The organism is Paenibacillus sp. MER 99-2, from assembly GCF_023714095.1.
In the GTDB taxonomy this organism is placed as follows: Bacteria; Bacillota; Bacilli; order Paenibacillales; family Paenibacillaceae; genus Paenibacillus.
In genome coordinates, this window is record NZ_JAMAUZ010000004.1 from 44,243 (window position 1) to 59,121 (window position 14,879).

Below are 14,879 nucleotides of genomic sequence, written 5' to 3' on the forward strand. Positions count from 1 at the left end.
ACTCTGATCCTGCTTTTTCTATTGTTCAATCCTCATTTGTATAGGGATTGCATGCTGTCAACATTTATTCTAAACCAACAAACATTTCACAGGGTAAATATGGAAGTCGTAACCATGACGTTATGTCACAAAGTGGATATAATAGGGCTTATTCACAAAGCTCTTATACTCGTATAGGGAAAGCTAGGTTATGGAGGTCGTCTGGAAAATTGAAAAACTCAACAATTGCAACATGGCTTTTTTTATTTAATGGCTTGTACTTATTAACACTATTAGCGTATCCCATTGTGCTGATGATGAGTGTATTTATGTTTGATGCTCCGACTTCATATGACTATGCATCGAACTATGCTGCCGTTTCTTTACTGATCTCTTATCCAATTGCTGTGCTAGGATCACTATCTTGTTGGGGATTCTACCATAAAGGGAAGTACAAGTGGGCTATCGCTATGGCTAACCTGTTGTTGGTATGGATTGCGTTGTTTATACTCGTGCTCATTGTGAACAGTATTTTACCTTTTTAGAAGTCCAGGCGAATGACTGGCCGATCATAAAATAAAATAGCCTATGAGAGATTCTTAATCGAGAACCTTTCATAGGCTATATTTATTTGGTAGAGGTTTTCTAACCTCTGTCCTAGTTCATAACCTTCCAATTATTCGCAGGCTGCACCGTCAACGGCTGATGTCTACGAATGTAATCCTCCACCAATGTCGCCATATCCGTGGCGCCTTCATGCAGCACCTTTTTACCTGGATACATGGCATAATCGCCTCCCCCTGCTGCACGGTAGCTATTCATCACCACAGAATATGTGCTATCCATCGCAATTGGTATACCATTACGCTCTAGCTTCACCACACGACTACCTACAGGCTGAGAGATATCAAGCTCGTACTCAATGCCTGCCCACATATCATAATTATAATGCTGTGGTTTAGGTTCGATGTAGGCCGGGTTAACGATAACATTTCCTGAGGAATCCAGTTCGAAGTAGCGTGCGCTTTGCTCCAACGCCTCTCGAACATCCTCACCATTCAGCTCTAATACGGTAAGCGTGTTAGGATAGATGAAATTCGATAACACATCCCGAACCGTGATCTGACTTCCGAATCCGCGAGCTTCTTCACTAAGCATGGCTGTATTTGAGAGCTGTGCTCCCGTTGCTTCCATCTGTACCTGATGAACAAAATCAATGAATGGATGAGCTTGAAGCCGGAGCGTTGTCGCATCGGAAATCGACAAGTCACCAGATACCTCACCAATCGGTTGATCTAACCAGGCTTGAGCCTGAGTCTCCAGTTCATCCGTAAGTCTCATGACCACGGTATCGGGTTCAAACTCATGCTGTTCATCCAAGCGCAGAAGCTTAGCTTGTTTATCTGTAATTTGCCATGCTCCATCTGAATTTTGCTGTAACTGAACCGATACATGCCCTATGCCGCTTCCACTGAATCCAGGCTGAATGACGGTTACACCATGGATTACTGTAGCGAGCTGGCGATGCTGATGTCCTGTAAGAAGTACATCAATCCCTTCAATATCTCGACAGATGGCATACCCTTGATTCTCTCCAGTTAACCGTTCAGCTGGTTCCCCGGTCTCTAGATCACTTTCGAATCCACCATGATAACTAACCACAAGAACATCTGGCTTCTCCACTTCGCGAATGTAATTAACCCATGCACGGATGGTCTCTAACGCATCAAGGAAATGTAATCCTTCAATATTTTTGGGATGCTCCCAGTTTGGGATATAGTGTGTAGTTGCACCTAATAAAGCAATTTTGGCACCCGAAGACAATGTCTTAATTAGATACGGAGGGCCAAATGCAGGAATGCCAGCTTCCAATGGTGCAATGGGATGATTCCCTTTTTCAGAATCTGTTCCATAAGAATGAATCACAATGGAGTCATCCCCATAAGTCATGTAGCTCGGCTGATTTCCTGCAGCATTTTGCTCGCTTTCTAGTAATCTTTCATGGTCTTCTTGCGGGCGAGTCCGCACAATGTTAGCCGATAACCATGGGAATGTGGAGTCTTCAACGGCTCCAGAGAGCAGCTCCTGCCCATAATTAAACTCGTGATTTCCCATGACTGCCGCATCATAGCCGAGTTCATTCAACACGGTAATGAACGGATGAATATCATGTTTGGATACGTTGGCAGCCGCGTAGGAGGCCAAGGGAGAGCCTTGTAGTAAATCACCATTATCCACCAGCAGCAGTTCAGGCGAGCGTTCACGTTCCTTCCGAATGAGTGTAGCTACCATAGCAAGCCCGGCTGGGCGATAGGCATTGGTGTTGTAATGAATCGGACGGATGGCCCCATGCAGATCACTGGTGAACAAAATATCGAAGGTTGTCGTCGGTTGAGTAGGCTTCATTTTACAATCTCCTCTAATATATAAGTTTATATATATGGAATGACCCCAAAAAATGGAACGATAGAAAGAATGGAAGAAAGAGATGCATGCCTGATATTCGTGCCTTTTCCATGCTTTTCTTCTCCAATTCTCATCCATAATGAGCCTATTCTAACAGATGAAATCGTCCCTGACAGCATGACAAGAAACTTTACAAAACTCCAAATTTCGTTTCACATGGCGCAAATATTTGCCAATTATAGTAGATAAGTATTGAAAAATAGAAACTCTTTGGAGGGTGTTCGCTTGAAGAAGTCCGCTTTATTTTTACCATTGTTGATTTTGGTTCTGTTTCTGAGTGCTTGTGGGTCTAATGCTACGACAGGTTCGTCTAACGGGGCTGATACGAGTTCGAACGCATCTGGTGCATCTACTGATACGGCAGAAACAGAAAAAGAAGCCGAAGGTTATGTACCAACAGAACTAACGGTTCAATTCGTTCCTTCCCAGAATGCAGACACGCTTGAAGCCAAAGCAAAGCCGCTGGAAAAGCTGCTTGGTGACAAATTGGGTATTCCGGTAAAAGTCAGCGTATCCACAGACTACAACACAATTATTGAAGCAATGGCTTCCAACAAAGTAGACGTAGGTTTCCTGCCTCCAACAGCATATGTGCTGGCTAAAGAAAAAGGCGCAGCTCAAGTTATTTTACAAGCTCAACGTTTTGGCGTAAATGATGAAACAGGTGCTCCAACAGAGGAATTGGCTGATTCTTATAAATCGATGTTTATCGTGAAGAAAGATTCACCGATCCAAACGATTGAAGATCTCAAAGGTAAGAAAATTGCTTACCAAAACGTAACGTCTTCCGCTGGTTATGTATGGCCGGCAGGTTTGTTGCTCGACAATGGCATTGACCCATTGAAAGATGTAACTCCTGTAACATTGAAAGGTCATGACCAAGGTGTTATTGCTGTACTGAACGGTGACGTTGATGCAGCAGCGATTTTCCAAGATGCTCGTAACACTGTAGCTAAAGATTACCCAACGGTATTTGAAGATACACGTGTACTGGCGTTCACTGAGCCAATTCCTAACGATACCATTGCTGTTCGTACAGATATGAATGCAGATTGGACTGCGAAGATCAAACAAGCTTTCATCGATATCGGTAAAGACACAGAGGGCCACCAAATCATTAAAGAAATCTACACGCATGAAGGTTATGTAGAGTCCGATGATAGCAAGTTCGAGATCGTTCGTCAGTATGGCGAAAAAGTAAAAGGCGAGTAATTGTAGCTTAGAAGTGCTACAACTCTAAAAGTCGTTTTACAATCGTGTTGCTTCACGTATCTCTCTTGATGGGACTAGCTATATCGGTTCAGAGTGGTCAGGCCAGTTCAGCGTGCTCTACGCTGCGCTGGCTTGTGCCATTATAGCAAGGCTTCGATCAGTATGATCATTACAAATGAAAGAAGGATTATTGCGATGATTGAGCTTCATAACGTCACCAAAACGTATGCAAACGGCACAAAAGGCCTGGATAATATTAATCTGAAGTTTGAACAAGGCGAATTTATTGCGGTCGTTGGTTTGTCTGGGGCAGGTAAATCAACCCTCCTACGTTCCATTAATCGACTGCACGATATTAGTGAAGGTGAGATCAAGATCAACGGAAGTTCGATTACGAAGGCACAGGGCAAACGCCTACGTATGATCAGACGTGATATCGGCATGATCTTCCAGAGTTTTAACCTGGTGAAACGCTCCAGTGTACTCCGTAATGTGCTCTGTGGACGAGTCGGATATCATTCGACGATGCGTACTATCCTGGGTCGTTTTCCAAAAGAGGATGTTGAATTGGCGTTCACCGCGTTGGAACGGGTTAACATCTCGGAGAAAGCTTACTCCCGTGCAGATCAGTTGTCTGGTGGACAACAGCAACGTGTGGCGATTGCTCGTGTACTTGCCCAAGAAGCTAAAATCATTCTGGCCGATGAGCCGGTGGCATCACTAGATCCACTTACAACAAAGCAGGTTATGGATGATCTGAAACACATTAATCAGGAGCTAGGCATTACAACCATCGTCAATCTTCACTTTATCGACCTTGCAAGAGAGTATGCGACCCGTATTGTGGGATTGCGGGCAGGTAAAGTTGTATTCGACGGTCCGGTTGAAGAAGCAACGGATGAGCGATTTGCCGAGATTTACGGCAGACCGATTCTAGCTGATGAATTACTGGACAAGCAGGCTGTGCATGAGCAGGGAGAAGTTCTGGTATGAAGGGGCAAACCAATGTTTCACTTCAGAATTCAGGCAAGCCAGGCATAGGTAAGGAACCTGGTTCCAGCCCGAATCAGGTCGTTAGTCGTCCCAAACCACCTGGACGCACGAAGCATCTACTCACGTTAGCCATTATTTTGCTTCTTCTCTGGGCGAGTGCGAAGCAGACCGATGCAAGCTTTACGGAGCTGTTTGAAGGCTTGCCGAACATGTGGGATCTGCTAAAAGAAATGTTTCCACCCCGGTGGAGTTACTTTGATAATATCGTTCAAGGCATGCTGGAAACCATTCGTATGGCGTTGATTGGTACAACCATTGGTGCCATCATTGCCATTCCGGTGGCGATTATCTGTGCGGGTAACCTGATGCCTAGCCGCTGGATTTACTATCCGGCACGTTTTGTACTTAACCTGATTCGGACAGTACCCGATCTGTTGCTTGCTGCTTTGTTTGTTGCAGTGTTTGGTCTAGGGCCGATTCCGGGTATCCTGGCACTGGCTGTATTCTCTGTAGGTCTAATTGCCAAGCTCACCTATGAGACGCTGGAAACGATTGATCGAGGGCCGCTGGAAGCAATGACGGCTGTCGGTATGAACCGTATTCAGCTCATTGTGTATGGCGTTGTCCCACAACTGGCCGCTCAATTCACATCCTATGTGTTGTATGCCTTTGAGATTAATGTACGTGCTGCAGCCATTTTGGGATTGGTGGGAGCCGGAGGGATTGGACTTTATTATGAAGCTACACTGGGATTCCTGGAGTATGACAAAACCAGCGTAATCATTCTATTTACCCTTGCTATTGTCCTGATTATCGATTATGTAAGTACTAAGCTGCGGGAGAAATTGCTATGATGAAAAATGAAACAAGCCGCATCCGGCCGAAACCACGGAAGAACCCGCTTCGCTGGGTTATTGTGATCCTGCTGATTCTGGTGTATGCCTGGGCTCTTGCCGGTGTACCGTTTACCGGGTTTAAAGAAACCGCTGGACAGATTATGAAGGCCATTATCGCAGGTATATTCTCACCAGATTGGGACTTTGTTTATCTGCCTGAAGGGGAAGACTTACTTCGCGGATTGCTGGATACACTCGCCATCTCCGTACTGGGTACGGTGATCTCTGCTGTATTGTGTATTCCGTTTGCCTTCTGGTCTGCACGTAACATGAGTGGGCATCGCTCAATCTCAGGCGCAGGTAAAATGGTACTTAGCTTCATTCGTACGTTTCCTGAGATCATCATGGCATTGATGTTTATCAAGGCTGTAGGCCCTGGATCGTTCGCAGGGGTACTTGCCCTTGGTTTACACTCCATCGGTATGCTCGGTAAATTGTACGCGGATGAAGTTGAAAATATTGACTACGGTCCTTCTGAAGCGTTGCTCGCATCTGGAGCCAACCGCATGCAGCAGTTGTGGTTTGCCATCTTACCGCAAGTTATGCCTGGATTCTTGAACTATACCTTGTATCGCTTCGAGATCAATGTGCGGTCTGCAACGATCCTGGGTGTCATTGGAGCCGGGGGGATTGGTACACCGCTGATCTTTGCCCTGAGTACCCGGAACTGGCCGCGTGTAGGTATTATCCTGCTAGGCATTATTGTGATGATTACGATCATTGACTTAATCTCGGGTTATATTCGGAAGAAGCTGGTGTAATGAGGAGAAGATTATTAAGTGCTAGTATGGATACAGCGCTTAGTGGTCTTCTTTTTTTGTTAGTATCTAGGAGTTTATGTTCATTTTATTATGCAAATTGTGGTATGATTTCTTAATAAATACATGTTTGAAAAGGATGGTTCTGATTCTCACCTTTTTAGTGAGGGCTTCACTTTGAGGCCACGGGGCTTTCAATTACGAAGAGAATGTGAACATTCAAGGGAAGATGAGAGGGAATTAATGAGAACTACGACCATTTTAATCATAATTTTGCTGACATTCGTTCTAGGCTGCACAGGGCAGAATCAGCGAATTGATCCAAACAAATTTCTACATCAATTCCAAACCTCGCTTGAAGAGCAGGGACTGGAGGTTAAGGTCATGAAGCCTTCATCCAGTGTTGATATGCAGGGTCTGATTCCTCATCAATTCAGCATTTCTTACAATGGGGAGGATAGTGACACCGTATTTATTTTTTTCACGGATTCTAGTGAACAAGCAAGGCAAGCGCTGGTAAAAGCGAACTTTATGATCTCGCTAATAACCAAGGTCGGTGAATATCAACAGGATAATGTAATTATTATCCAATTCGCACATGACGGTAACCTCGATAAGTATCGTTCTCAGATTTACACAGCGATATCTAGTGATGAAGAGTGAATAAAGAAGAAAGAAGAAAGAAGAAAGAAGAAAGAAGAAAGAAGGTGAAACACATGGAGACATTTACTATCGTCTGGATTGTGTTCGTAATAGCCATATTACTATATCGAATGATTTTTCAGAAGTTTAAGGAGCATAACAGAGAGAATATCGGACTTAGTGGAATCCTGATTATTTTGACGTGGAGTAACTATTCCTCAATACAGATGAACCAGATCGTATTCTTTGCTATTATTGCCATCGCTGCGTATTCTGCTGTAGTGAACGGCATGCTGTTAACCAGAAAGATCAATGAGCCGGAGCGCTTGTCATAAACAAATGAATTGATGAATTAACGAAATAATGAATACATGTAAAAAAAAACCGAATCCAGGTAGCTCAACATGGGGATTGATCCCATCCAGGCTACTCGTGGTTTCGGTTTTTTGATTTACTTTTATTAACTTGCCAATGGCAGAGCTGCTTTACTCACTTGAACCGTAATGGTCTCAGTGCTTGTTACACCTGCTGCATTGATCAGTTCCGCACGGTACGTGTACGTTCCGTTGGCACGGCCAGACAGATCGGTTACAGCACGCTGAGATGCTGGTGTTGCAGCCTTCAATTCCTGTGTATCGATAAGTACATCATTTTCATAAAGGCGGTATTCTGTAGCATTTGTACCCCACCAGAGATTCATCGTTACGCTGTAAATGCCATCGCCATCCCAGTTATCCTGGGAAAGAGTAGCTTTACCTGGTGTTGCATTGGTTACTTGTACCGTCAGCTCGTCACTACGCGTAGTGCCTTTGCTATTAGTCAGCTCGGCTACATACGTATATGTGCCATTGGCTTTGTCAGTGATCGCTGTTTTGGTTGATTGTGCAGAAGGTGTAGCTTCAGTTAACTTTTGAGTATCAACGAGTACGCCGTTCTCATACAATTTGTATTCCGAGCCATTGTCGCCCCACCAGAGATTCATCGTAACGTTATAAGAACCGCCGAACAGCCCTGTTGTATATCCGTTATCGGAAGAAAGCACCGGTTTACCCGGTGCTCCCACAGCTGGAGTGGAAGGCACTTCGCCTCCACCTTGTTCTTCGGCAGCAACAAAATCGTTCAAGCTTCTAGGCTTCAGTTGATATACATCTCTGAAAATAGCCGATACACCTGTGATATCAATCTTGTCACCCGCAGCATAAGGGAAGGAAGTTTCAGTTACACCTGTACGTGTATCCACGCGCACATGTGTAGTTGTTCCGTCAGCAGCCACTGCATCGAATTCAAATGATCCAGCAGGCGTAGCGCTAATGATATTTTGAACCGTTACATCTTTCAGCTGTACGAGTTGACCTTGGTTAGCGTCATTAATGGCAGTAACGAGAGCCGGAGCAGGAACGGAAGCCGTACCCGTCTTCTCAATAGCTACAACATCAGTAAGCTCGAATTCGCTGTTATAGATCGTTGTTGGTGCAGTAACTTTCACTTTGTCGCCAACTTGGAAGCCACTAGTATGTTGGAATACATAGATTCCAGCTGTCTCATCTTGAAGATAGAAGGCTTGTCCGCCAAATGCACCTGGCTGTGTTGTAACTACACCTTCAATGGTTACCGTTGAACCAACTGCTTTGGTACGAGCTTCAGCAACCGTGATTGTTGCTGGGATTGGTCCTTCTTCCTCTGGCAGCGGCGTAGCTGGTACATTACCTACAGTTACGGCATTCGTGATCAAGTTGCTGCCGTTCAAGCGTAGGCGCAAGCTTGCATTGCCGTTTGTACCTGGTTTGATGCGAACGTTGAGGTCTTTGATTGCACGACCTTTGCTGTCCGAGGTTACGCTAAAGGCAGAACTATAACCGTACGACGTCGGCCATGTGCCGCTGTCATTTTGAATCATAGCCACTTGGGTTCCACCAGTCAGATAGATCCCTGCGCTATAGCCTGATACCGTTGTATTTGGAGGCATGTTCTCTACTACAACACGCACCTGGAAGTCTTCTGCATTAGGAAGTGTATCCTGTTTCACGAAGCTATAGGAAGCATTCGCACTGGATGCAGGTCCGCCGTAAGATCCAGCTTTGAACGTGGAACGATCATACCACTTGTACCCAGCAGCAGGTGCCGCCCAAGGTTCAGCTTGTGGCTCTGTAGAAGCTGCTGGTTCTTCGAATGGCAACAGGGCAGTAGCGTTATCCAGCTCCAGTCCAGCCACTTCTGTCAGACTCGTATAGTTTTCTTGCGTCGCGAGCCAGTTCACTGTGTTCACGAGCAATACCGCATCGTCAGCTTCTTTGAAGCCGTCATAGGTAGTTTTGCGTGTGCCTGTCTCTTCACGCAAGTATTTAGGCGATGCGTCTTCCACTGGGGAAGAGTCACCGATGAAGGCAGCTTTACCTGCACCCAGCTTGGATACAGCCACGTAAGGACCTTCTTCAATGCCACCACCGTTGTAGACACCTTGGTCAACAGCGTTGTTCCATTTAGCATTGGTTTTTGGCAGATACACGATCCCCTTCGCAAGCGTTGGATCTGTGATTGCCAGTGTGGAACCCGCATGCATAGCTACGGATGATACACCTTCCGTGATGCCAAAGGCTTGGTCAGCCGGAACGATAATGTTTGCGTCAATATCGCCTAATGCGTTGTAGCGGAAACGGATACCGAAGTTTTCGGACAACCAGTCTGTGCTCGTTACATTCTGCATAGCCTCGGAGTTACGTTCCTCCGTGCTCATGCCTTTGGTTGGATCTTCGAACGCCCCACGGCGATAACCGTTAATGGCTTCTGAACCGTCCCAGCGGTTTTTGTTACGATCGGCATTGTAATGATCTCCGATGAAGAAGATGCTGCCGCCTTGTTCAACATATTGTTTCATTGCTGCTTGTTCCGAAGTTTTGAAAGGAATCTGAGGTTCTGCAATAACGAATACGTTATACTCTTTCAGATCCTCATAGGTAAATGGGGTTGTCTTGCGCAGTTCTCTTACATAATATCCATCATTCGCTAACGCATTTCCGAAGTCGGAGAAACCTCCATCAATCACCCAATCTGCAGCTCCAGCTGTCTGACCGTGTGAGTTGTCGAACAATACCTTTTTGCCAGCATTTTCGTTAACGACCTTTGCCTGAATGAATGGTGCCGGATCTGTCGGCCCTTCCGCATGTACCGAAGCATCTCCGTTCCATAATCCAATCTGAAGCGGCAAAGCCATGGACAATGCCAGGAGTGATTTTAACCAAACTCCCCGCAAACCTGTCAATTTACCCAACCAAATCCCTCCCAAATATTAGTTGATTCATAAGTTCGTCCATATTCTACCACACCAAAATCTAACATAGTCATATCAAATTGTAAAAATTAACTCGATATTTGTAAAATTGGGTATTATGACATATTCATATAGGTCTTAGGTGTATATAATCACTTTTGCGTGTGATACAATATGTTCATTTTGCATAGTAAAAAAGCCATCTCCTAAGAGATGACTTTAGCTCGAATTCGATTGACCGCATGAAAGACGGATGATTTAATCATGCCTTCACTGCGGTTGACCAGCTCCGCCGTTTCTTTAATGGAATATCCATGGATCAGGCGCAGCTCTAATATTTTACGATGCTCGGTATTGTTAATATGGGAGACAAGATCGTTTACACCTTCATTGATTTCAAGATTTGGTGTGTCTACATGGTGTGTGGGAACCTCTAGTCGGCTGTCACGTCGTAATGTGCGAGTACGTCTGCGGAAGCTATCCATCGCTAGATTACGAGCAATACGCTTGAGATAGTAGAGAAGTCGATCCTCAGGTATGGGATCCATAACCTTCATGAGCCGAATGAAGCACTCCTGAGCCAGATCCTCGGCATCCTGAGGTTGTTTGACGATACGTGATAGATACCTAGTGATTTCTGATTTATAGTTGACGTAAGCGTCATTTATCTGTGTGTTGTTCATATGATGTGAATCCCCCTTGGATACAGATCAGGCTTGATTCCGGTCTGGTTCATTTTGCTTATGATGCAAGTATATCGGGCGGTTGTTTCCAAACCGTTCAGAGTTGTATCCGAGTTGTAACATTTCTCGCATCCCTCTGTTCAAGGAGCCAATTTGCGATACAAAATATAGGCAACAGAAGAAATTCATAGAGCAGGGAGATTACGAGAGGAACATGAGACAAAAAGAGATTTTGATAATTGAGGACGAAGAATCCATTCGAGATATTTTATCGTATTCATTGCGCAAAGAAGGATTTGAGATAAAGGAAGCGGCTACGGGACGGGAAGGTCTGGATTTGCTTCGTCATTCGAAGCCGGATCTGATTCTGCTGGATCTGATGCTTCCGGATATGAGCGGGTTTGATGTGTGCAGGCAGCTATCTGTGAATTCCAAAATTCCTGTAATCATGATTACCGCGAAGTCCGATATGTTAGATAAGGTGCTCGGCATGGAGCTTGGAGCAGATGATTATATTACCAAACCATTTGATATCCGTGAGGTTGTTGCACGTATTCGTGCTATCTTTCGCCGGATCGACCTAATTAGTGAAACACTGGAGAATCAGTCCTATGAGGTTGTACGGCTAGGTAGGCATATCGAGATCCGCAAGGATGAGCGAGAAGTGTGGAAGGACGGGGAACGTGCAGGCCTAACGAATAAAGAATACGATCTGCTGTTATTTCTGGTGAACCATCACCGCAAGGTGCATACACGCTCCGAGTTGTTGGACAAGGTGTGGGGATTTGAATTCGCTGGAGATACCCGAACGGTGGACATCCATGTTCAACGAATCCGTAAGAAGCTCGATAGCGGAGCACAAGGGATATCGATGATTGAAACGGTATTTGGCGTAGGATACAAGTTGAATATTCAGGTGCAGACATGAAGTGGACGATTCAGTTCAAAATGGTCGTGTTATTTTCAGCAATTGTGTTCATCGGATTCTCTGCTCTCTTGATTCTCTCAAGCAAGGTAGCCGAGGAGAACATGTATCGAGAAGTGCATGATGATATCGTTCAGTCGAAAAAAAATCTGGATATTGCACTGAATCAGTACTTCCTGATTCATAATAAACGAATGAGCAGGGATACGCTCGAAGCAGGAAGTCGCGAACTTACGGAGCAGATCGGTTCCGCAGTTGGCGGGAAGATTACGGTCTACCGTCCTGATGCATCGTTATATAGCGCCGCGAACAGTGGGGTTAACGTTGTTAAACGGACGGATATTCCTGATGTTGAGCAGGCTATGCAGTCCAAGATTGCATATACGACAGTGGTGGATCAAGGTCAAGTGACCGCAAGTTTATCTTTTCCCATTCAATCAGGTCAGCAAGTGATCGGCATTGTGCAATTGGAGAAGGATTATACCGATCTGTATAAGCGGAACCTCCGGTTCCAGAATACGATCAAGTTATTTGCGGCGGCTATTTTCGTATTTATATTTATCGCATCGATCTTTATTTCCCGGAAAATCACCCAACCGATCCGTGTCCTGACGAAACGTTCCGCTGAAGTGGCGCAAGGAAGTCTTCATGCAGATATTCAGATTACAACGAAGGATGAGATTGGTGAACTGGCCTCAAGCTTTACGGTCATGATTGACCGGGTTCGAGAGCAGATCGATGTCATTGAGCGAGAACGGGACGAAGTGAAACAAGTGCAGGCACGAAGCAAAGTTTTTTTTGATAATGTAACGCATGAATTAAAAACGCCTTTAACGACGATTCTGGGATACGCCCAGATCTTACGGGATAATGGATTTACGGATCAGGCCTTTTTCGATAAAGGGATGAATTATATCATCAATGAAAGCCGTCGTCTCAATACGATGGTTGCCGATATTCTGGAGGTGTCTGTGTCTTCAGCAGTCATGCAGGCGTACCGGTTCGAGCGCATCGAAGTATCCGATATTATTCGCGAAGCTTGTGAGGACATGTCTATTAAGGCAGGCAAGTACAACATTGGTATCCACTATGAACTGGAGGAAGAACTTTATCTTCACGGGGATCGTGACAAGCTGAAGGAGGTATTTCTCAACGTTCTGGATAACTCGGTGAAGTACAGTGATGTGAATTCGATTATTGAGGTGCACTCCTCTCGTGTAGGCGACAGTATCGATATTGTCATTCGCGATCAAGGAGAGGGGATTGGCGCGGAAGCACTCCAGTATGTATTCGAACCCTTCTATCAGGATAAAGGCATTACTCGCACGGAGAAAGGAAGCGCTGGACTAGGATTATCGATTGTGAAAAACATCGTTGAGCGTCATGGGGGAACAGTAGAGATGAAAAGCATCATACATGAAGGCACACAAGTTCATATCCGTCTTCCGGGGGAAAGCAACGCATGAGGCCTTCAGGATTTTGGCGTAATCAGCGTGACAGATTGATGCTGTCCGGGCTGTTGATCGTATTTGCCTGTGGCATCTTCGGTATTGGTAGTCTGTTTAGCATCGGAAACCTTAAGCCCAGAACGGTAATTCTGCCGAGTGCGCAATTCAATAGCGCCTTGGCACCGCCTCCGAGTAGTACAATTCAGATTGAATCTGCTACGAAGATTCCGAATGATTTTGGGATTTATGATTTTGACGTGGTGGATCGTAATACGATGGTGGTTAATGGTCCGGAGAAGTCCTATACTGGCTTGAAATTGTCTCTCTTATCTCTGGATGATAATAAGGTGAAGGATATTGGCAGCAATACCGACTATGGCGTTTTCCTAAGTCCAGACCGGAAGAAGCTAGTCTATTCACAGTACCGTTCAGGTCAGGTTCAGCGCACTACATTTGGCTATGATCTGAGTACTGGGGAGCGTAGCAAGTTTGGACAGGATAACTCGTACTACAGAACGTTTGTGGGAAACAGCACCTATATTGGTCAGGATGAGCTTGCCTTTAGCCAGATGAATATGAGTACAGGTAAGGCTCGTGTGATATACACTCATCAGGAACTGATGTCCGTGCTCAAGGATGCGAGTGATGTGAAGAATGCAAGTGACACGTTTATCGTGATGGATGTGTTTGAAGTGAGTCCGGATTTGAAGCAAGCCTATATCCTCGTTATGCTCAAAGACAGCTTCGCCATCTATCGTATTTCTCTTGAAGATGATCATGAAGTAACCATGGTTATGAAAATGAAAGACATTCAGCAATTCAGGTTGTTGAAGAATGGGGATATGATTGTCCAAGGTGAGGACAACAACGTGCAGGGATTGTATCGGTATAGCGCGGAGCAAGGGCAATTGCACCTGTTGTTAAAGGGGACGTATTGGAACTTCGATCTGGATGCAGATGAATCTCGCCTAGCCTACGTCATTCCGATGGATAATCAGAACAATGAAGTGCACATCGCTTATCTGAATGACAATGAATTAAGCTCTGATACGGTAATCTACCGTAATATTGAGAACTTTATGAAGCTGAAGTGGAATGATGATGAACTATTCGTAGTAGGCAGCTCGTTAGACAAAAGCGAGTTATATCGGTTTAGTTTCCGGGCTTGGTAGCTAAAAATAAATGGAAGGACCTTGTTCTGCACAATGGTGGTTGTAGCCATTAAGCGGACGAGGTCTTTTTTGTGCCACATTTTACAACTTAGATACATCTATGGACGGCTAAGATACATCTCCATCCTATAATTTAAAGGAAGTTCAATAAGTCGCTGCTATATGAATTAAACGAAATATTTGCACGATAACGGAGAGGACAGAAATAACATGGAGAAGCGGAGCGTTCGCCTGAAAGCTTTCTGCAAGAAAGCTACATCGAAAGCATAAGCTATCCCCGGATTTTCCCTTTGAAAAAGGGAATCAAAAAAATCTGGGGATAAGAGCGATCGGATAGTTATTCTGTCATCGGAGTGGCAAGTGTAAATATTCTTTAGTTCAACTTATACGGTACTGAAAACCGAATTTTTGAACATTTAATTTATTTCTTAAGCTAT

13 protein-coding genes are annotated in these 14,879 nt (G+C 44.9%); 10 read left to right on the forward strand and 3 right to left on the reverse strand.

From position 1 onward, the window contains the following. Nucleotides 1-209 precede the first annotated feature (209 nt). A complete protein-coding gene (locus tag M3636_RS18765; RefSeq protein WP_128100515.1) occupies nt 210-524 on the forward strand; it encodes a hypothetical protein in 315 nt (104 codons plus the stop codon). A 112-nt stretch (nt 525-636) separates the two neighbouring features. Here M3636_RS18765 and M3636_RS18770 read toward each other — a convergent pair whose 3' ends face one another. Then, a complete protein-coding gene (locus M3636_RS18770) occupies nt 637-2,385 on the reverse strand; it encodes a bifunctional metallophosphatase/5'-nucleotidase (protein WP_251383590.1) in 1,749 nt (582 codons plus the stop codon). 285 nt (nt 2,386-2,670) lie between these two features. On the opposite strand from M3636_RS18770, the gene M3636_RS18775 reads away from it, so the two are divergent. The 6 genes from M3636_RS18775 to M3636_RS18800 all read left to right on the forward strand — a co-directional run bounded on the left by M3636_RS18775 (nt 2,671) and on the right by M3636_RS18800 (nt 7,281). Further along, a complete protein-coding gene (locus tag M3636_RS18775) occupies nt 2,671-3,657 on the forward strand; it encodes a phosphate/phosphite/phosphonate ABC transporter substrate-binding protein (protein WP_128100517.1) in 987 nt (328 codons plus the stop codon). 195 nt (nt 3,658-3,852) lie between these two features. Further along, nucleotides 3,853-4,650, forward strand: coding sequence for a phosphonate ABC transporter ATP-binding protein (gene phnC, locus M3636_RS18780; RefSeq protein ID WP_128100518.1), 798 nt, complete (start codon nt 3,853-3,855; stop codon nt 4,648-4,650). After that, nucleotides 4,647-5,504 carry a phosphonate ABC transporter, permease protein PhnE gene (phnE, locus tag M3636_RS18785; protein ID WP_251383591.1) on the forward strand — a complete coding sequence of 286 codons (858 nt, stop codon included), beginning with the start codon at nt 4,647-4,649 and terminating at the stop codon, nt 5,502-5,504. The genes phnC and phnE (M3636_RS18785) overlap by 4 nt, the downstream gene beginning before the upstream one ends. After that, nucleotides 5,501-6,307 carry a phosphonate ABC transporter, permease protein PhnE gene (gene phnE, locus M3636_RS18790; RefSeq protein WP_128100520.1) on the forward strand — a complete coding sequence of 269 codons (807 nt, stop codon included), beginning with the start codon at nt 5,501-5,503 and terminating at the stop codon, nt 6,305-6,307. Before phnE (M3636_RS18785) ends, phnE (M3636_RS18790) begins: the two co-directional genes overlap by 4 nt. 240 nt (nt 6,308-6,547) lie before the next feature. Continuing rightward, entirely contained in the window at nt 6,548-6,967 is a 420-nt protein-coding gene (locus M3636_RS18795; RefSeq protein WP_251383592.1) for a hypothetical protein, read from the forward strand. A 53-nt stretch (nt 6,968-7,020) separates the two neighbouring features. Continuing rightward, nucleotides 7,021-7,281, forward strand: a complete 261-nt coding sequence (locus M3636_RS18800) for a hypothetical protein (RefSeq protein ID WP_251383593.1) — start codon at nt 7,021-7,023, stop codon at nt 7,279-7,281. A gap of 125 nt (nt 7,282-7,406) precedes the next feature. Here M3636_RS18800 and M3636_RS18805 read toward each other — a convergent pair whose 3' ends face one another. Both M3636_RS18805 and M3636_RS18810 read right to left on the reverse strand, forming a co-directional pair. After that, a complete protein-coding gene (locus M3636_RS18805; protein WP_251383755.1) occupies nt 7,407-10,157 on the reverse strand; it encodes a chitinase N-terminal domain-containing protein in 2,751 nt (916 codons plus the stop codon). Nucleotides 10,158-10,420: 263 nt separating this feature from the next. Beyond that, the gene (locus M3636_RS18810; protein WP_251383594.1) at nt 10,421-10,897 is read right to left on the reverse strand and encodes an RNA polymerase sigma factor; all 477 of its coding nucleotides are present in this window, start codon (nt 10,895-10,897) and stop codon (nt 10,421-10,423) included. Nucleotides 10,898-11,111: 214 nt separating this feature from the next. Here M3636_RS18810 and M3636_RS18815 point away from each other — a divergent pair, with 214 nt between their 5' ends. The 3 genes from M3636_RS18815 to M3636_RS18825 are packed head-to-tail and all read left to right on the forward strand — an operon-like array spanning nt 11,112 to nt 14,442. Further along, nucleotides 11,112-11,825 (forward strand): response regulator transcription factor, encoded by a 714-nt coding sequence (locus M3636_RS18815; protein ID WP_128100525.1) that lies wholly within the window; start codon nt 11,112-11,114, stop codon nt 11,823-11,825. Then, the gene (locus M3636_RS18820; protein ID WP_251383595.1) at nt 11,822-13,288 is read left to right on the forward strand and encodes a sensor histidine kinase; all 1,467 of its coding nucleotides are present in this window, start codon (nt 11,822-11,824) and stop codon (nt 13,286-13,288) included. Before M3636_RS18815 ends, M3636_RS18820 begins: the two co-directional genes overlap by 4 nt. After that, entirely contained in the window at nt 13,285-14,442 is a 1,158-nt protein-coding gene (locus tag M3636_RS18825) for a hypothetical protein (protein WP_251383596.1), read from the forward strand. Before M3636_RS18820 ends, M3636_RS18825 begins: the two co-directional genes overlap by 4 nt. Nucleotides 14,443-14,879: the final 437 nt, after the last annotated feature.